The organism is Enterobacter cloacae complex sp. AR_0002 (assembly GCF_001922365.1).
In the GTDB taxonomy this organism is placed as follows: Bacteria; Pseudomonadota; Gammaproteobacteria; order Enterobacterales; family Enterobacteriaceae; genus Enterobacter; species Enterobacter hormaechei_C.
In genome coordinates, this window is the sequence record NZ_CP018814.1 from 2,330,628 (window position 1) to 2,348,525 (window position 17,898).

Below are 17,898 nucleotides of genomic sequence, written 5' to 3' on the forward strand. Positions count from 1 at the left end.
TACTATGCTGAGGACAGGCTTTCATTCGGAGAACTATCATGGAAAACATTGCGCTCATTGGTATCGATCTGGGTAAAAACTCTTTCCATATTCATTGCCAGGATCGTCGCGGGAAGGCTGTTTACCGTAAAAAATTTACCCGGCCAAAGTTGATCGAATTTTTGGCGACATGCCCCGCTACAACCATCGCAATGGAAGCCTGTGGCGGTTCTCACTTTATGGCACGCAAGTTGGAAGAGTTGGGGCATTCCCCAAAGCTGATATCACCACAATTTGTCCGCCCGTTCGTTAAAAGCAATAAAAACGACTTTGTCGACGCCGAAGCTATTTGTGAAGCTGCATCGCGTCCGTCTATGCGTTTTGTGCAGCCCAGAACGGAATCTCAGCAGGCAATGCGGGCTCTGCATCGTGTCCGTGAATCCCTGGTTCAGGATAAGGTAAAAACAACCAATCAAATGCATGCTTTTCTGCTGGAATTTGGCATTAGCGTTCCCCGAGGAGCTGCCGTTATTAGCCGACTGAGTACCATTCTTGAGGATAATAGTTTGCCTCTTTACCTCAGCCAGTTATTGCTGAAATTACAACAGCATTATCACTATCTTGTTGAGCAGATTAAAGATTTGGAATCCCAGTTGAAACGAAAGTTGGACGAAGATGAGGTTGGACAGCGCTTGCTGAGCATTCCCTGCGTCGGAACACTGACAGCGAGTACTATTTCAACTGAGATTGGCGACGGGAAGCAGTACGCCAGCAGCCGTGACTTTGCGGCGGCAACAGGGCTTGTACCTCGGCAGTACAGCACGGGAGGTAGGACGACATTGCTGGGAATTAGTAAGCGAGGTAATAAAAAGATCCGAACTTTGTTGGTTCAATGTGCCAGGGTATTCATACAAAAACTGGAACACCAGTCTGGCAAATTGGCCGATTGGGTCAGGGATTTACTGTGCCGGAAAAGCAACTTTGTCGTCACTTGTGCTCTGGCAAACAAGCTGGCCAGAATAGCCTGGGCCCTAACGGCACGACAGCAAACTTATGTAGCATAACGGCAGAAATACACCGGTTTAAAGAATTACTGATCTGGTTTTGCGAATACTGATATTGATGATACTAACGGCCCACCGGCCTGTTGAGGAACCTGTAAAACGGAAAGGCTCATTGAAGCCGTATATTTTCTGGAGGTTCATCAGGCGCGGAACTCATCAAGGCGCGGGAATAAAATCCCATTCAGACGCCGGATAGATTCAAGCAAGCCAACTTGTCGTCAAAATCGGTGTTGCAAAAACGGGAGTGACCATAGATTCCGTTATCGCTTCGGCGACAAACTCCCATGTGCCCAGAAGTATTAGTGGATCTCTTCTTCTGGTTTCTGGAATTGGCGCTAGGCGTGGATTGCACAAGATTAGAGATTCTATTGTCAGTACGAATGCCATTCACGTGGTCAATAACATCCTTTGGGTACTCGCCGTAGTGAATGGCCCACGCTATGCGATGCGCGAAATGAGGACGCTTATTCAGCGTAATCCATACATAGCCTCTCGCCATGACAGATCCAGCAATTTTACCAGCGTATTTTTTATTAAATCCGCCATCAGCTTTGGTGGAGTGTTCGAAATGACTTAACGGCCTTTCTTTCCAAGTTAGCTCACCGGTTTCAGGATCGTAATGAAAACATTCCTGCAGATATTCAACAGGTAGCTCTTTGTCTTTAGCTATTTCCATAATAAACCTCACAGTAGGTTTCACAGATGGAGGTGCGCGGCAACGGAGTCTGTGTTCTCCGCTTTCGACTGGCCGGTCTAGCCGCGCAGTGAAATTATATCACTCTCCATAGGTGCAGGCGAACTGGAGTCGGAAGACTATTCGCCCTTCTTCTGTGAGCACCGGCGCGGGGATGGCGCCCATGTTCTGGATGTAGCCGACACACTCGTCAGCCATGGGGTTGGCCTGGACGTAATCGACGATGCGCTGTACGGCATTGAGTGCGTCTTTGCGCTTATCTTTTGCACCTACGACGTCGACCAGGACGTGATACTCAGAGCCGAGGTCAGTCCGAATATTCGACCCGCCGTTAGGCCTGAACACCATGATCGCCTTCGACAGATCTCCAGGGTCGTCGTACATCAGCTGCTGCACCGTGAAACCGGTAGTTAGCCCGGCGTCGCCGAACATGTTGCGCACCCGCTCGTGCATCATGGGTGTCATAGCGAAAGCTCCTTGCGCATCACCGAATCAACGTTATCGCGCTCGTCATTTGCGCCTTTGGTCAGGAATTGCGGCTCACCATGCGGATCCCAGTAGTTGCCCTTTCCTGTCCCGCCACCGAATTCTTTCGGTTTCTGCGGGCCGAACTCAGACCGGTTACTGGTCACGCCGAAGTGCGCGCGCGGCTGGCCTTTCAGCTTTCCTGACGCTTCGTGCACGTACGCGGCATAGTTGGCTGAGTAACCGATGCGCCCGGTGATGAGAACCCCGCCAGCGTCGATTTCGCGGAACTGGCTATTAATCAGGGTTGAGGTGTCGATCGGGGTGTAATATGCCGCCCGGGTGCCGATAAGCATCATCGCCGACTGCAACGCGCGAATTACCTTACGGCCCTTAACGTCGTTGATGACATCGTTCAGGTGCTTCTTCGCCTGGCTGATGCCCTTCACTTTTATGCCCATGGCTACACTCCCGTCAGGATGGCGTAATCATCCGCCAGGCGCTCGAACGTGTCGGCATAACGGATAACCTGCCGCACCTCGTCGGCACCGGCGACAACCGGGTCAGCTTCTGTCGATACGCCAATCAGCAGGTAATCACCCGCAGCCGCCAGCGCGAACTCCGTCCAGACGGTGTTCTTCACGACGATTTCGGAGCCCAGATTGGCTAACTTCTTACTGAGCCCGCCCTCGTAATCACAGAGGATTTGCTCAGGTTCCGCATAGCCCAGCGGATCGCCGTATTCGTCATTGCCGTCCATCTTGCGCCATATGGTTGCCGTGGCGGTATAGCTCCAGTTCGCTACCGATGACATCAGCCCTCCTTCCAGCGCAGCACTTTCGCGCCGGTCGCCCGGATGCGCGGGCAGTTGATGAACCACTCGCCGTCCGATTTCACGTAGCCGGTAGTCTCCCGTCCGGTGTCGGTCATCACCCATACGCGGGTAAACGAACGCGGCAGGCCTTGCTTAACTGATTTGTACGTCATCAGCAGCCCCCGACCACCATGAACAGGCCGACACTATTACCAGCGCTGATCGGTAACTCACCGGTGCATCCGCTGGTATCGAGACGGGCCAACGAGTCGCGCAGCCAGGTAATGCTGTCGTCACCATATTCAAACGAGCGGGACGCGCCAGACGGCGCCCCCTGCGATTTGATGCGGCGCGCGCCGGACGAAGTAGCCATAAGCGCGGCGGCGTACATCAGGATCAGCTTCGCGGTGCACTCGTCATACCCGGCACCATCGAGGCACGGGATGATTTTGTTCACCACGCAGAGAATCGGCTCCAGCAGCGCGCCCGGTATGGAGTAACCCAATTCACCGAGGAACGCCTGCACGTCTGCCGCTGTGATTGGGTCAGCCATGGTTATTTCGCCTTCTTGATTGCTTCCGCCAGTGCTGCTTCGGCATCGTCGGCGCGTTTTGTTTCTGCTGCCAGTGCGTCAGCATGAGCCTTGTCTTTAGCTTCACCATCGGCGATTAGCTTTTGGTTCTGCTCCAGTGCGTCGGCGAGTTGCTTTTGAAGGGCCGTCAGATCTGTCGCAGGAGCTGAAGGAGTAGCCACTTCGAAGGTAAGCTTCTCGCCTTTCTTCTTGTCGGTCTCCTTCGCCTTGCCAGTGCTGATCCAGCGCTCAGCTGTTGCATCGTCCACATCCACCACTGAACCAACCTCCAGCTTGCGGAGGTTGGCACCGGCGTGCAGGTTGCTTGCCACGATTTCTACCAGTGCCATGATTTATCCTTAGCTTGATGCGTGAATTACGGAGTATTTGTTGTTGATGTCCTGCTTGACCATCAACCCCATTGCACCCCAGGTGCGCCAGATGTAGTCGCTGTTGTACTCAGGACGCGGAGATGCAACGGTACCGATAGCCTGGCCGACGATTGGAGCAATGACGCCAGCAGACAGCGGAACGATGACGATTTCGTTACCTGACAGCTGGCTGTCTTCTTTAATCGCCGCAACGCCGGTCAGCTTCAGGATTTCATCCATGATCGTTCCGGACTGGAAGTTGTCGGAGAAGTAGCGTTCCAGGTTGGAGATGATTTCGCCGGATACATACCAGGTCTGCTCTGCATACTGGTTGTTTACGCGACGCATCTGATCACGAAGCGCGATTGCCCCGGCGCGGATAGCCTGAGACGTTGCTGTGCCAGAGGTGAAATCGATGTTAAGGCCGGAAGCACCAAGGTCGATCTGTGCTACACGCTCATCGTCACGCAGCCCTTTCCAGGTCAGGCCGTCGAATACTGCAAAGTTACCAGCCTTATCGCGGAAGCCGTTGAAAATGTAGTCAACGTAACGACGCTGTACATCTTCTACAGAACCACGCTGAGCATCCGACTGCGACTGCAATGCCTGCGGGCTGTTGAAGATTGGATCACGCCATTCGAACTTAAAGCCCGAGTCGTGAATAGGTACCATGGTGCCATCGAAGGAATAGCTGCGTGCATCCAGCGCCGCACCAACCTGACCGGACATGGAAGTATGAGCCCAGCCGCGGCCGCCGGTACGAGCGTAATCGTAACGAGACTGCTCAATTCGCACGGAGCGAGAGAGCGGCATCAGATCGTTCAGCAGGGTGAATTCGGTATTTGGCTCGAACTGCTGAAGCACAGTTGTGTCGAAAGCGCGATACAGGCGGCGGATATCGTCAACTGCGTTCACCGCGTCGAGATAAGGGGCGTTTTCTGCATCACCACGGAACTGAGTGCGCGCCAGAAAATCAGCTGCTGCCTGAGCACTGGCGTTTCGCTCAAGTTCGAGAGCGCGCCATTGCGCCTGGTTTACCGCGAGGTTACCGGTCTTCTCGCCGATAGACTTGGAGAATACAAACATTCAGTGCTCCTTATTTGAACACAACGCGAATCAGATCGCCCGCCACCGCAGTGACTGCTTTATCTTCTTCGACATAAGCGAATACGGCGGCATCATCTACAACCGCAGTGATCTGACCGTTGGCTACTGCAACCGGCTGGCCTTTGGTGTAAGTGCCCGCTGCTGCTCGCACATTTAGGAACATGCCAGGCAGCGGATGAATACCAACAACCAATTCATTGGCTGGGATTGCGTCATCAACACTCAGGCAGCGCAGGTAGTCTTTGTTTGCCACATACTTGATGGCGGATTCTGCCCCGACCACAGAGGCCGTGAACTTGTCAGCAGTACTGAAGAAGCCAACAGTACCAGGCAGAGTCGATGCGGCCGCCCCGCCTTCGCGGTTAAGCAGCGGATTAGGGAACACGCCGCCGGCGTGGATAATATGCTTTCCGTCTTTAGCCATTTTTTACTCCGGCATTTCGCTGACTGATTGGGTGTTGGTTGCCTGATGGCGGAATGCACCGTTCAGGCCGAAAGATGTCTGGCACTTGGCGTACATGGCGTCGAGCGCCTTACCGTCCAGATCCGCGACTTCGTCGTCGCTCATGTTCATCGCCAGCTTCACAGCCGCGCGCTTTTCGCCTTTCTCTTTATCGGCGTTAGCGCTCAGGCTGTTGAAAACGACGTCCACGCGATCGGCGAGTTTCTGCGCCCACGCTGGCATCTCTTCGTTATTGGTGGCCTGCTCTTTTTTCTTGGGCTTGCCGGTTGCCGGGTCGATTTCTTCGTCGCCATTTTTCTTGGCGGCGGCTTCGTCGGCCTTCATCTGGTTGTATGCGTCCATCAGCTCGGCGTCGGACTTGCCTTCGGTCGGCTTACCAGCGGCTTGCAGCGCATTGATAATCAGTTCTTTCATCGGATCGTTCTCTCCGTTGGTTTTAATCTCGTACTCAGGTTGTTTGCGCACGACTTCTACAGGTTCGCCGACGAATTGGGCCTTGCCGTCATCGTCGATGATGTACTTCTGTTTGAAATAACGGGAATCATCCCGGTATACGAAGGTGTCAGGCCATACCGACTCTGGCCAAAGCCAGTTGTCATCAGATCGACCCTCTCGCAGCTTTTCACTGATTGCGCGCTGGATGTCGTCGAAGGAAAAGTTGGAGGCATTGGTAAAGAAGAATTTGGTTTTGTTGATCAGGCCATCGCGGGTGCAGTCGATTCCGTCAGCCAGGCGGGCAACTTCGATCTGCTGCTCATCACCTTCCGAGTTAACGAAGATGCCCACGCCCTCTTCCGGCGTTCCAGCGCCAGGCTCATCAAGCAGCACCGCCACATGGTCAAACATCATGTTGGTGGCGATCTCGTTGTACTTTTTGCCCTTCGACTCGCCGTTGGCGGCGATACCGGAATACAGCAGGCCTGTCGAGATATGAATCGGGTCGGAGTTGGTACCGGCCAGCATCTCATTCAGGCGGTTAATCAGGCGCTTGCCCTTGTCGCTGGATTCGGCGTACTGGCGGTTAACGTACATGTCGCCCGTCACTTTGCCGTCTTTGTGGCTGACGTTCTGTAACCAGGCCCCGACGTGGTACTCGTTCACCGCCCGGACATCGCGCGCCGACACATGCTTGCCGTCCACTTTTGGGTGGCCCAGCGGCATCGGGTTACGCTCGAGCGTGTTGTAGGCCTTTTCGATTTCTGCTGCCGGGTACAACTTCCGGTTCATCACGATATCGTCCACGACAGGCGTGATGCCGCGAACCACGATATGTGGCTTGCCGTCGATGGTTTCAGTAGTGATGTTTGAGGCGGAGTTGACGACGGTCAGCACGTTAACGCGGTTGCGTTTCATGCTGGGTCCTCACTGGTGGATTTCAGGCAATAAAAAACCCGCCGGAGCGGGTTATGGTCAATAGCAGAATGTCATTCAGTTAAATTAGCGCACTGTACTTTGATATAATTTTTCATTGCGGCCTCCACATTTTTGCTGGCTTTTTCAGCAGCAGCTCCCATTGACGCGTCCTTACCTTGATTAATCCCTGCGTTGATATTTTTTTCCGCTTCATTTTGAATGTCAGCACATGACTGATTTTGTTGTAATCTTTGCACGATAAAATCATCAAAGTTCTTAGCAAACCCTTGTGCTATTTTCATACCCGTTAACGAAGAAGACTGCTTTCCTTGCTCAGTAAAAGAGTTTGTCAGTAACCCCATCTTAGTTATCGCTGAGGCCATATCGTTTTTAGCGTTTAGCAAATCTAACTCGTTAGCGTTTGCAGAAAAAGAACCAGCACCTAAAGCGGCTATTAAGAAAGCGGACTTTGTTATTTGAAATTTCATTTGACCATCCCAGCGACGTTTTATGACTCAGTTTTTACTTATGCTGCCACTGCTTACGCTCTTTCGCCAGTTTATCCTCTAACCCTTCATTGAAAATACTGCCGTCGTCGTTGAGCAGCACCGGTATCTGGCTGCAATAGCAGTTGTACCGGTTGCCGTTCTCAGCGTAGAAGTCCCGCACCTCTTCGGTGGTGTAGACCTGGCCGTGGCGGCTGGCGTGCCAGGTGCGCGTCGTTGGTTTGAGCGCTGACAACCACAGCAAGCCGGTATTCAGCCCCAGCCGGTCAGCCGCCCAGTCCGTTTCGTTCCATTGCGCCTGCCGCAGCGCGCCGACCTGCTCAGTCTGAGCGATGGTCTTAGCTTTCGACATCGACACATCAAGGCGCTTACTGATTACGCTGGCCGTCTCGCGAGGATTCACCCCGCGCGCTACTGCATCGGTGATGATGTTGGCTAGGTCTCCGCGGGCTGTATCGCTGATGACCTTCCAGTCACTGAACGTTGTCAGCCTGGCCGCCGCAATGTGGTTCAGATAAGCGGGGCTGCTTAAAAGCTGCTGTAGCGTAGTCTGGCTGGCGTACACCTGTGACTGCTGCGAGAGGTTATTGAACGCCTCCAGCGTGCCACGCTGCGCTTCTGCGACGACATAATCCATCGCCCATAGATTTTGCTCTCCGCCATCCAGCAGGTAATCGTCGAGAATGCCCTGCACCGCCTCAAGTAGGTCTGCCAGTTCCTGCGCTGACATGTCGTAGATGAACTTGCCGGCGTTGACCTGGTAGAGCCGCATGTCAGCGCCGTGGTCGTGGCACAGGAAGCGCCAGTTATGGCTGTTTACCTCTCGCTCTCGCCCAGTCAGGCGCTGGTCAAACAGAGCCTTCAGCGCGCGCTTGATGCCGAGATATCGTTCCTCGATATCCCGGAACATCGCGGTTACCTGCCTTGCCGATCGGGTCGGGTCAACCTTGCTGCGCGGAACTACCGGTGTCCCGACTTTCGTCTTTTGCTCCGGTGTCATCGGAAAGAGGATCATCGGTCGTTACCTTATTTTTGGGGTCAGGCGGCTTAACATCTTCACGCGGCTCAAGTTCTCCCGCTTCCCTGACCTCGTTCTCATCAACAGCCGGTGTGCCGTAGGCTTGCTGGGTATCCTTCGCCACCGCAGCCATTTCCTTCATGTTGGCAATCTTCTCTTTCTCACTTGGAGCGAGTAGATCGGACCAGGTTAACGTGATTTCGCCAGATTTAGGTGGCTCGATAACCTCCACAGTCCAAAGCCGTTCTATAACTGCACTTGCCCGGTCAGTCTGGAACCCGTTGCGGCGACCATTACAGCGCTTGGCAAAGTCGTTTTTGTCCTGATCTGAAGCAAGCCTTCCCGTCTGCTGACCAAACAAGATGGTGAATGGCATCTGAACTGAAGATGAAAACTGGTTAGCTGACACTGTCCACGTTGGACTCGGATCGGCAGCGGCAACGGAAAGCACTTTAGCCTCTCCGTCCTGCGTCACCAGGGCCGAATCTGTACCAGAGTTAAGTTTCTGGATAGCAGCGTTTAAAGCGTCAGCCAGCCCTGAATAACCAGCTTTCTTGGCATCCTCCATGATTTTGTCAATCTTGGTGTCTTTCGACATGTTAATGCCGAGCTGCCTGCTGGCGTTTTTCAGGAACCCCTCAGCGCTGCCGCCGGAGGTTTTAGCCATATCCAGCAGGTCGTTATAGCCTGCACGCAAGAAAGGGATTCCAGCCAGTGAGGATTCATCTTCTGAGCCCTCGCAGAAAATGATGATGCGCTCAGGATGAATTTTGATGGAGCGCATGGGACCAACAATACTGCCGTTGTCCCCCACGGGTTGTTCCTGGAAATAATAAAACTTCGGCATGGCGTAATCAGGGGACTTCTGATCCTGCTCTAATTCACCCGGCTTAACCTGCGACTCCCATGCAGGAATCATCTTCACTAAGCCGCGTTCGCGTGAGTTACGCATCACTTCACGATTAACTGGCTCATCCCAATTACGGCTATCGGCAAACTGAAGAATGAGAGCTGAGTAGTGACCGACAAGGTTACGTCTATCCGCGTCCTTCACCTTCGCCCAGTATTTCTTCATGAGCTTGGTGACTTTCTTTTCCCATGGCGTCGATTTTTTGGACTTCTTCGTCTCGTCACCATCCACGATTACAGGATTATCAGACCAACATGCATCCAGTAGCTTATGAACAGCGCCGAACGCGGCTCCATTACGCTCATACATGTTGTAGAAGTGGTCAAAGTCGAGGCGCTCAGGATAGCCAAATTCACACCACAGATGATGTCGCTTGGTGTTGCCTGATTTAGTGAAGCCGGCCGCATAAAGCTGTCGAGATCGCGATACCTCGTTGAGGCTATTCACAATCAGCCCAGCGAGGACTTGCATTTCTGTATCGTTACTCACTGAGTTGTCCTTATGTGAAGAATATCGCCCCTGAACGGCGAGGAGAGTGCAGCACGCGGTAACGGGTTGCATCCCAGTCGTGGTCTTCCTGCTGGGTATCTACGTCATCTGGGTTTTTGCTGTCGCGAACCAGCACGGGTATGCGGCTAATCCATCCGCGGCAATGCTCAAACACGTAAAAGGCAGGCTTCTCAGGTATGCCAGATTCCAGCTTCTTACCTTCAACTACAGCCTCAAGCATGTCAGCGAATACCGAGGCCCCGTTTACTCGCGAGCCAGGCTTCTTATTGGCTTCAAGCCATTCGACATCCTGACTTTCCATTTTCTGGCCGATCGACAACTCATCGTCACCGGTATTGAAAATGGCGCTATCAGCCGGTCCAGGGATAACTTCCGAGCATATTCCCGGAACAATGTTCAACTGGCCCTGCGTAACACCGTCTATTTGAATCTCTTCCGGCTCGTCGACGTCTTCGCCCACCAGCCGCTTGTCAATCCACGCCACGCCTTTCGCGACGTTGGTGGATGACATATTCAGGCCTTTGTTCAGCTCATCAGGCGGGCAGCCATACCATTCTCCGATCAGGATTAACGTCCCTGCCGGCGGGCAGAACTGCCGACCATCAGGCAGTTCGGCGGCAGTGCCATCAGCCTGAGCCCACCACAGATTTGAGAACGGCTTCGACTCACCCCAGTCATGGGAGCGGTCAACTGTCCAACTATCCGGTATGCGGAATGGCTTAATGACGTGCAGCGATTCATTCCACAGGTGGTCGAATCGCCCGCCACTGGTCACATCCCAGGAGCCCTCTACCCACGCTTTGCGTCGGTTAGGGTCTTTAATAGCCATCAGGGTCGCAATGTACTGCGGGTCGAGGTAAGGGTTCTCTTTGAACGATCCGTGGATGGCCACGCGAGTAAGCGTGATTTCCTCTTCTCGCTCAGTCTGGGGGTTGAATACCATTTGCCTGTCACGCTGCACGGTTCCACGCGGAGCCGGCTCAATGAAGCGCTTCTTCACCCAGGTATGCCCGATGCCAAACGGGTTGGTAGTGCTGAACGTCTCCAGCGGGATTGGCTTCAGTAACTTGCCATTATCCAGCGGGTAGTTCTCCGGCCTGAACGATGAGCGTCGGCAGGAGAACATCATTTCGTAGAACTCTGGGGACTGCTGTTTCGTCAGCTCGTTAAAGCCAATGAACGGGAATTCTTGCCCGTGGAAATCCCAGTAGTCGTCCGCCTCTTTGCCGAAGCGGAAGAGCAGCTCCTCGCCAGTAGGCCATACCCATCGCAATTCGCTCGCAGATGACAGATAGCGTGCACCGTCGTTGAACAGGCGAAACATACGCTTCGACTGAGTAATGATGTCGGCAAGGTTCTTATATTCGGTGTCGAAAATGACGCCGCGCCAGAACGAGCCATAACCCACGCCGACATTACGCCTGAACCTGGCTAACTGCGCAGCGGTCTTGCCTGGTCCGCGAGTACCCTCGAACAGGATTTCGTTACATGGGCAACTCAGCGCCAGAGACTGCGATCCAGGCAGTGGCTTCCATACAGCTTTGTAATTCATCCACCGAGCACCCCGTCCTGTTGTTTCTGCGCTGCCGCCTCCCAGTCATCCACGTTGTCACTGGTTGGCACCAGCATGACGTTATGGGTGACCTCTTTCGTTTCAGCCTTATTCTCGATGCTGTATGCCTCACGCTCGAGGCCGATCAGCGTCTTCAGGCTGTCGCTCAGGTCTTTCATGGATTTAACGCGGGAAGGCAGGCTGATCACTTTCTGATAAATTTCATTGAGCCGGTCCCGCCCTTTATCGTCGGGGTCAAACATGATGTCGCCCAACTGCTCGAGCGCTCTTACATCTGCGCACTGCGCACCAAGTTCATCGAATAGCGTGTTGGTCAGTTCACGAGCCCGGCGGATGTCTCCCCGGTGCTCCATGCGTACCGTGGCAATTACCTCGGCAGTCGCCTCTATCAGTACGCGTTCGGTCAAAGTGCTTTCGTTGCGTACCTGTTTGCGTACCTCCTGTTTGCGTACCAGATCATCAGCCTTTTGCTGAATCTTCGCATTGAGGTCACGCGACCAGTCGTCACGCTTGGCGCGCTTACGGATAGCGCCTTCGCTGATACCGTGTTGTGATGCTATTTCTCGGAGGGACATCACTCCGGCCCGGTACGCCGTCTCGATGGCCTCCCAGTCCGGTTTTGCCATTATTCACTCCAATAAAAAAAGCCACCAGCGAGTGCCAGTGGCTTGAATGTGGTAATCAGAAATGGGTTCGAACCGTTGGGACAAACAATATTAAGCGCTCACCCGCTGGATTAAAGTAGCATCACGCTTCGTCTGGCCGATATGAACTCCTGTATCACTCTACTGACGTATAGAACCAAGCATGCCCCATCCTACTGCTACGCGCCAGTCTCGCTGCTTTCAACCAATTAGAGCATCATAAGCCTCGATAATTTCTTTCCTGCTCACGTATCTGTCGGCTGCCACCAATATGGCCCCACTTTCGCCTTTCAGAAAAGTTGAAAAAAAAATCACCACATCCAAACACCTCACCTCATCATTAGCATACAGATAAAGAATCTTGCTCCGATAACTTCGAATTTTCAGCAACTTAGCAGGCTCATCATCAGCAAAAATCAATAGCTGTGCCATAAAATCTCCTTCTACACATAATTCCTTACAAGAGAAGATTGTTAGTCCCATGAACACTCAATCACATTGACGAATCTTTTGCCTGTGATTTACGTTACCTTTAATAGCCCAAAAGTCTTTTTTAACTCATTCACCTGAATTCAATTCTGAAAGAAGTGAAAATGGCAGCAAACAAATCACCAGGAGTTTAACTTTCTTTAATTAGTTATAGTGTAGAATGCTTAACCCTGTATATAGAGTTCGCTTCTTCGCACTTTTCTTTCAAGTATATGAACCGGGTGGATACTTCACTGTTTGAGCAGTTCGTCACAATGCAGTAACCCTCTACCCATGCCTTTTCATCCTTTTCGGTAAACAAACTTTCGAAAATGGCAGCCCAAGTGCTGTTAGGCATGCGTTCCAGTTCAAAATACTTCATTGTCCCTCCCTCACGAAGGGTTCTGTACTCATCCAATCCTAAGATTTTCATACTGCATCTCACGGTCTTTTTAATGTTATGATTTCTAGCATCATATCCAGGCTTTTCCTACCCCAAAATCCATGGGACTCTGCATTTTATCATCATTAGCAACCAGCAGATGAGCTTTGTAATGGCTTATCCGATCAGCAATTCAGGCTGCGTTACCTGCATGATGTGCTCATGTTCGAGCCTCAGCACGCGTTTTTCCTTCTTCCGTTCGTTCATCAACCGGCTTCCGATCGTGCCTTTCAGCTTTGAGCGCGTTTCTTTAATGGCGAAGCGATGCTGCAATTCTTCACCCATCGCCTTGCGCCGGTTTAGCTGCTCGGCCATCCAGTTGAAGGCATTGATGTAACACTCCTTCACTGCGGCAGCTGTTTTGCCAGTGAATCCCATCACTAGCATCATGCATCCGTCGCGGGTGATGTTATACATAGGCTGAACATCGCCATTTTTATCAATGAAATCAATGGGCGCAAAATTGCGCTGGGTGAAGTCATCGGAGCATTTCAGGTTACGTATGGCACGCAAAACGTCTTTGTGTCGCTTGCCAAAGTAATCCGCCACCTTGAGTGATGTGGTGATTATCTTGTTGTCGAGGGTCGTGACCATTTCGCGGAAGTCGAAGGCCGGAATAACTGACGGATTATTCATAGCGTCTTTACCTTTTAGAAAGTGAGCCTGTCTCACAGAAAAGCCGCCCGAGAGAGGTCGCCACCTATAACGGCTTTTCTCAGGCTCGCTTACTGAAAGGCTCTCGTTGATGTGCGCGTGAGATGCGCATAAAAAAGCCCCGCTATTGCGAGGCTCTTGATGATTCGATTTTCCTGATTGCTGCCTTATCCAGATTGCACTGCCCCAGCGCCGTGTAGAGCTGAGCGTTTAACTCGAGACTTGCCTGCCATGTGAACGGAACCACCATTCCGGGGATCGGTGTGTCTGCGGTCAGGTCAGCGCTTATCGGCACCACCGGGGCCGGAACGTAAACTGTCTGCGTATTCCCGCAGGCTGTCAGCAGCGGCAGAAGGAACAAGCTGGTTAGCACACGGATCGCCTTCAAGTGCCTGCCTGATGTAGACAATGCGCGTTTCGCCCTTTTGAGCCAGTTCGTTCTTTGCATTCTGGGTAGCCTGTGAGATGTCACGGATGATGTTCATCGTGGTGATCACGTTGTTGGTGATCGCCTCTGATTTGTCTGCCCTGACCGTTGCTTTATCGCGCTGGTCTTTGTAGGCGATGGCGTTGTCGCGGTAGCGGTTCACGAAGAACGCCAGCACGCCGATTACCGCCACCAAAATCAGTTGCAGCCAGTAACGCTTAACCAGTGCACCAGTCACGACAGGAACAGAGCGCGCTCTGCCTCACGGCGACGTGTCAGGCCATTCAGCACCTTCCCACCAGCTTTATTCCAGCGCAGGAACTCATCGGCTGCACCAGCGTAATCACCGGCGTTGAGTTTTCGCAGAAGGGTCGATGTCGACAGTGACCTGGCGCCGAGGTTGTACGTGAACGACACCAGGGCGTCGAATTGCCCCTGAGTCAGACCAACTTTAACCAGGCGGGACACGTCGCTTTCGTAGCTGACAAGTCCGGTCTTCAGCAGACGTTCTGCTGTTTCCTGCTTAATCGTCATCCCGGCGCGGATTGGTTTGCCGTCTACAGGCTGAGTCCAGCCATAGCCGATCGTCCATACGCCGACGCTGTCCTGGTACGCGGTGAGTTTGCAGCCTTCGAATTGCTTTATCAGGGCTATCCCCTTTTCGCTGGTTTGCATGGACTACTCCGTTATAACGACCTTCGCCAGGTTACCGCGCGCCAGCCACACCGCCATGCAGATGACGGAGTTAAGCAGCAGATCGCCGAGGTTAACCTGAACGTAGTGGCCGAGCAGAATGTTGAAGGCATTGAATCCGGCGGCAAGGATGACCAGATAGGCCAGCACCGCGACACTAAGGCGATGACGCTTTCCCTCCTTCCGGAAAAACATCAGCCTGACCATGATTAACAGGCAAACTATGGCGTTTGCATCCATCAGAAGAAGCTGCCATGTCATTTATCTTCCTCCCCCAGCCCCGGCATCTTCCCGCTTTTGGATTTGCGGAGAATACGCAGCAGGACTGCCACGGAAATGGAAGCAGTGACAATTGCACCGACAGCGGGCGATACCTCAATGCTGGCCGGTGGCTTCATCAGGCTTAACGGCGTGTTGATGACTCCGGCCATGATTTTCGCCATGGGCACGGAGAAGAACACGCCACTGATAAACGATATCAGCGCAAAGATAGCCTGCTTCCAGAGTTGATGGGGATCTGAGGTCAGAACGTATAGCGCCGTTCCGGCGAGTGATCCGAGCATCACTGCTGGAGTCGCCTCCGGAAACAGCGTGGCAAAGGTTACACCGACTGATGACGATGTAAGACCAACGCCTACGATAGTGAAGGTCTCAGACATATTTATTCCGTGTGTAGTTGGTTCAGGCCCTCGGGACGATTTAACAAGAAGGCATGTCGATGATGGTTCCCGGGGCCTGGAATAAAAAAGCCAGCGACAGGCTGGCAATGTGAGGGTAATGCAATGTCGGCTCTATGGCCGAAGGGTCCCAGGTAGTGGGTTCTGTGTGCGGCGCACCGCAAATAAAAAAGCCCCGCACAATAGCGAGGCTCTTAATTATTTGTCGACCTACGAAGCTATGGCGACGATATCAGATTTACATGAAATGTATGCTATTTAATTGACTTTTGCAACACCCTGCTGCGAAAAAGTCGCCTTTTGTTGTGATCGTGTTCTCACAGCGCAACGAAGAGAGTCACCATCAAGCCGCTTAAAGATGCCGCACATGGCACGCCAGTAATCGGCGTAGTTATGGCACCAGTTATCAGGCTTTACGCCGCACAGGGCCGCCAGGTCCTGGTGCTGATACATGTCCTTGCCCGCCAACTCCGATTTGACGTCCTGCGCCGCCAGCCAGATAAGCTTCTTCAGGCGCTCCATCGTCTTGCCCGCCACCTTCTTCGCGCCGAGCTGCTCCCGGAACTCTGCCCATGCCCACTGGGTTAAGGCCACCTGGTACTCAAAGCGGATATTCTCGCTGTAGTTCCACAGCAACCACGCTTTCTGATGGTCATTCAGTGACAGTACAGCGCGGCGCCACGATGCCGTAACGAACTCAACCGGACCCACCAGCGCGATGGACGATCCCTTGGCGCGGGACTGGCTGCCGCTCATTGGTGGGCCGTCCGGGTTGACCATGCGCTGTTTATCCTTGTCGAATACCTTCTTCCGCCCCCTGCTGCGCGCCGTCGCGGTGAATTGAGCGTTCTCGGCGAAAGCTACCAGCTGCCCTTTCGTCGCCCCGCTCAGATCTGCGGTCGCCACAATGAGCTGCTGACGTACGTATTCCAGTTGCTGACTGTTCATGCGGCTTCCTTATGTGGCTGGTTGGTTTTGGTCTGGCTGTGCTTTGCTACTGGTGGCATGTTGGCGCGCTTAACGCTTTCTGCCTGGTACCGGAGGAAGTCGGTATAGTTCATGCTGCCTCCCGATGTTTCAGTGCTTTGAGCTTTGCGCGGTACTCATCGCGGATCCGGATGAAGTCTTCCCGGCGGTAGTTGGTCATTTCGTGGGGACCGTTGAGCCAGTCGACGTATTCCTGGCCGTAACGAGCGACCAGGCCAGCTTCGTATTGCTGCGCGACAGTCGCCTCTTTGGCGGTGTATTTCCCAGCTCCGGCATTACACGATTTGCACTGCTTATGGGCGTTGCGCTCTTCAAAGCGCAGCTCAGGGTTGGCGCCTACCGTTTTGAAGTGTCCGCAATCCCATTGGCCGCCGTGCAGATCAGGTGGATTGGTCTCGCCGCAACTGATGCATGGCAAATCGGCATCACGCGCCCGGATATAGGCGTTGAAAGCCTGCTGAGCCTGTGCCTTGTAGTAACCGGCAGGCCGCAGCTCTGCCAGTCGTTCCTTGCGGCGCTTGCGCCCGGCCTTTTCGGCCTCCTTCTGCTCCTTGATGCGCTTGGCTGCCTCTTTTATTTTCTGCTTAGCTCGCAGCTCCAGTGCGTAAATGGCGCCATGTTCAGGACAGCACCACCAGACGTTGTCGAAGGTGGCGGTGAACTTCTCTCTGCAGACCTTGCAGGTGCGACGGGTTGGTTTACGCATGGCTCCTCCGTGCAGCGAGACGCAGCCATTTCTGATCCACCAGCCGGGCGGTGTAGTCTTTCAGGGTCGGGATGTCGGATGGCTTAACCGCTGGCTTACGCTGGCGGCGAGCAGGAACGCGGAAGATTTCGTTGGTGATGACGCGTGATAGTGGAGTAGACATCAGGCCTCCTCCTTATCGCGCAGCTGCTGGTATTCGCAACCGTTCGGGATTGTCAGTGCCAGGCCGAACTGGGCGCACCACATTTCAACCTTTACCAGGAAGATATGCATTTCCCCGGTGTCGAGGTTTGCCGTGTGGCGCGGCTCCCAGGTCGTGGTTTTCTCACCGGTGATGAAATCGGTGTAAGTCACCTCTTCGCAGCCCAGGTAGGTTTTCTTGAGGTTGCGCTTAACCCACTCAGGCGTCGCGTCGGTTCGCCCGGAGTTAATCAGGTATTCGCTGATTTCACCCATCCACATGTGAAAAAGTGAGTTCTGTGACAGGCTTCGTTTATCGCGCCATTCCTTCACCTGCAGGCGAAGCGACTTGCCACTCTGCAGTTGTTCCTGAAGTAATTTTCCGATGGCGTTGAAGTTGCCAGTGTGAAGCTTAATGCCGCACTCAGGGATGCTCATACGGCCTCCTTAACGGAAACCGCAGAATGCAGAAAATCGCAGGTGCCGATAAGCATCTGGAAAAGGTGAGGAGTTCAGATTGTGGTCGCATTTAAGTCCCCTTAAATGCGCAGAAGTCACCGGAGTTGTTCAGGCTCCGATGACATGATTATGGACGGTTGATTCAACAAAATCAACGCGAGAA

The 17,898-nt window shown here is 53.3% G+C and carries 27 protein-coding genes; 1 reads left to right on the forward strand and 26 read right to left on the reverse strand.

The features are described 5' to 3' along the window. The first annotated feature begins 38 nt into the window (after positions 1-38). The gene (locus tag AM329_RS11425; protein ID WP_000427623.1) at positions 39-1,043 is read left to right on the forward strand and encodes an IS110-like element IS4321 family transposase; all 1,005 of its coding nucleotides are present in this window, start codon (positions 39-41) and stop codon (positions 1,041-1,043) included. A 181-nt stretch (positions 1,044-1,224) separates the two neighbouring features. Here AM329_RS11425 and AM329_RS11435 read toward each other — a convergent pair whose 3' ends face one another. The 26 genes from AM329_RS11435 to AM329_RS11565 form a co-directional block, all read right to left on the reverse strand. After that, the gene (locus tag AM329_RS11435) at positions 1,225-1,719 is read right to left on the reverse strand and encodes an HNH endonuclease signature motif containing protein (protein WP_052238023.1); all 495 of its coding nucleotides are present in this window, start codon (positions 1,717-1,719) and stop codon (positions 1,225-1,227) included. Between the two features lie 99 nt (positions 1,720-1,818). Continuing rightward, on the reverse strand, positions 1,819-2,202 hold the full coding sequence (locus AM329_RS11440) for a hypothetical protein (RefSeq protein ID WP_032608745.1): 384 nt from the start codon (positions 2,200-2,202) through the stop codon (positions 1,819-1,821). Then, complete coding sequence (locus AM329_RS11445; RefSeq protein WP_032608743.1) at positions 2,199-2,663, reverse strand: hypothetical protein; 465 nt, start codon at positions 2,661-2,663, stop codon at positions 2,199-2,201. Before AM329_RS11445 ends, AM329_RS11440 begins: the two co-directional genes overlap by 4 nt. Before the next feature lie 2 nt (positions 2,664-2,665). Beyond that, a complete protein-coding gene (locus tag AM329_RS11450) occupies positions 2,666-3,016 on the reverse strand; it encodes a hypothetical protein (RefSeq protein WP_032608742.1) in 351 nt (116 codons plus the stop codon). Further along, complete coding sequence (locus AM329_RS11455) at positions 3,016-3,189, reverse strand: hypothetical protein (RefSeq protein WP_032608741.1); 174 nt, start codon at positions 3,187-3,189, stop codon at positions 3,016-3,018. Before AM329_RS11455 ends, AM329_RS11450 begins: the two co-directional genes overlap by 1 nt. After that, entirely contained in the window at positions 3,189-3,569 is a 381-nt protein-coding gene (locus AM329_RS11460; RefSeq protein ID WP_006808952.1) for a hypothetical protein, read from the reverse strand. Before AM329_RS11460 ends, AM329_RS11455 begins: the two co-directional genes overlap by 1 nt. 2 nt (positions 3,570-3,571) lie before the next feature. After that, on the reverse strand, positions 3,572-3,937 hold the full coding sequence (locus tag AM329_RS11465; RefSeq protein WP_032608740.1) for a hypothetical protein: 366 nt from the start codon (positions 3,935-3,937) through the stop codon (positions 3,572-3,574). 9 nt (positions 3,938-3,946) lie between these two features. Beyond that, the gene (locus AM329_RS11470) at positions 3,947-5,044 is read right to left on the reverse strand and encodes a major capsid protein (RefSeq protein WP_006808954.1); all 1,098 of its coding nucleotides are present in this window, start codon (positions 5,042-5,044) and stop codon (positions 3,947-3,949) included. Between the two features lie 10 nt (positions 5,045-5,054). Next, complete coding sequence (locus AM329_RS11475; RefSeq protein ID WP_017693196.1) at positions 5,055-5,489, reverse strand: hypothetical protein; 435 nt, start codon at positions 5,487-5,489, stop codon at positions 5,055-5,057. A gap of 3 nt (positions 5,490-5,492) precedes the next feature. Continuing rightward, on the reverse strand, positions 5,493-6,881 hold the full coding sequence (locus AM329_RS11480; RefSeq protein WP_032608738.1) for a DUF2213 domain-containing protein: 1,389 nt from the start codon (positions 6,879-6,881) through the stop codon (positions 5,493-5,495). 71 nt (positions 6,882-6,952) lie between these two features. Further along, entirely contained in the window at positions 6,953-7,369 is a 417-nt protein-coding gene (locus AM329_RS11485; RefSeq protein WP_032608737.1) for a hypothetical protein, read from the reverse strand. A 34-nt stretch (positions 7,370-7,403) separates the two neighbouring features. Continuing rightward, positions 7,404-8,402, reverse strand: coding sequence for a phage minor head protein (locus AM329_RS11490; RefSeq protein ID WP_063612943.1), 999 nt, complete (start codon positions 8,400-8,402; stop codon positions 7,404-7,406). Then, positions 8,329-9,786 carry a DUF1073 domain-containing protein gene (locus tag AM329_RS11495; protein ID WP_032608735.1) on the reverse strand — a complete coding sequence of 486 codons (1,458 nt, stop codon included), beginning with the start codon at positions 9,784-9,786 and terminating at the stop codon, positions 8,329-8,331. Before AM329_RS11495 ends, AM329_RS11490 begins: the two co-directional genes overlap by 74 nt. 28 nt (positions 9,787-9,814) lie before the next feature. Continuing rightward, complete coding sequence (locus tag AM329_RS11500; protein WP_032608733.1) at positions 9,815-11,377, reverse strand: terminase; 1,563 nt, start codon at positions 11,375-11,377, stop codon at positions 9,815-9,817. After that, complete coding sequence (locus AM329_RS11505; RefSeq protein WP_032608731.1) at positions 11,374-12,024, reverse strand: hypothetical protein; 651 nt, start codon at positions 12,022-12,024, stop codon at positions 11,374-11,376. The genes AM329_RS11500 and AM329_RS11505 overlap by 4 nt, the downstream gene beginning before the upstream one ends. 219 nt (positions 12,025-12,243) lie before the next feature. Then, positions 12,244-12,474 (reverse strand): hypothetical protein, encoded by a 231-nt coding sequence (locus tag AM329_RS11510; RefSeq protein ID WP_003859853.1) that lies wholly within the window; start codon positions 12,472-12,474, stop codon positions 12,244-12,246. Positions 12,475-13,069: 595 nt separating this feature from the next. Then, positions 13,070-13,588: a Rha family transcriptional regulator gene (locus AM329_RS11520; RefSeq protein WP_032608726.1), complete on the reverse strand. Its 519-nt coding sequence runs from the start codon at positions 13,586-13,588 to the stop codon at positions 13,070-13,072. Between the two features lie 296 nt (positions 13,589-13,884). After that, positions 13,885-14,271: a DUF2570 domain-containing protein gene (locus AM329_RS11530; protein ID WP_044596275.1), complete on the reverse strand. Its 387-nt coding sequence runs from the start codon at positions 14,269-14,271 to the stop codon at positions 13,885-13,887. Continuing rightward, on the reverse strand, positions 14,268-14,708 hold the full coding sequence (locus AM329_RS11535; RefSeq protein ID WP_032608725.1) for a lysozyme: 441 nt from the start codon (positions 14,706-14,708) through the stop codon (positions 14,268-14,270). Before AM329_RS11535 ends, AM329_RS11530 begins: the two co-directional genes overlap by 4 nt. Before the next feature lie 3 nt (positions 14,709-14,711). After that, positions 14,712-14,987 carry a phage holin family protein gene (locus AM329_RS11540; RefSeq protein WP_001514184.1) on the reverse strand — a complete coding sequence of 92 codons (276 nt, stop codon included), beginning with the start codon at positions 14,985-14,987 and terminating at the stop codon, positions 14,712-14,714. Then, positions 14,984-15,385 (reverse strand): putative holin, encoded by a 402-nt coding sequence (locus AM329_RS11545; RefSeq protein WP_032608724.1) that lies wholly within the window; start codon positions 15,383-15,385, stop codon positions 14,984-14,986. The genes AM329_RS11540 and AM329_RS11545 overlap by 4 nt, the downstream gene beginning before the upstream one ends. 276 nt (positions 15,386-15,661) lie before the next feature. Beyond that, positions 15,662-16,351 (reverse strand): bacteriophage antitermination protein Q, encoded by a 690-nt coding sequence (locus AM329_RS11550; RefSeq protein ID WP_032608723.1) that lies wholly within the window; start codon positions 16,349-16,351, stop codon positions 15,662-15,664. Further along, the gene (locus AM329_RS26120) at positions 16,348-16,464 is read right to left on the reverse strand and encodes a hypothetical protein (protein WP_087920846.1); all 117 of its coding nucleotides are present in this window, start codon (positions 16,462-16,464) and stop codon (positions 16,348-16,350) included. The genes AM329_RS11550 and AM329_RS26120 overlap by 4 nt, the downstream gene beginning before the upstream one ends. Beyond that, positions 16,461-17,096, reverse strand: a complete 636-nt coding sequence (locus AM329_RS11555; protein WP_032608722.1) for a recombination protein NinG — start codon at positions 17,094-17,096, stop codon at positions 16,461-16,463. Before AM329_RS11555 ends, AM329_RS26120 begins: the two co-directional genes overlap by 4 nt. Then, entirely contained in the window at positions 17,089-17,259 is a 171-nt protein-coding gene (locus AM329_RS11560; RefSeq protein WP_032608721.1) for a NinE family protein, read from the reverse strand. Before AM329_RS11560 ends, AM329_RS11555 begins: the two co-directional genes overlap by 8 nt. Then, positions 17,259-17,714 carry a YbcN family protein gene (locus tag AM329_RS11565; protein WP_032608720.1) on the reverse strand — a complete coding sequence of 152 codons (456 nt, stop codon included), beginning with the start codon at positions 17,712-17,714 and terminating at the stop codon, positions 17,259-17,261. The genes AM329_RS11560 and AM329_RS11565 overlap by 1 nt, the downstream gene beginning before the upstream one ends. Positions 17,715-17,898: the final 184 nt, after the last annotated feature.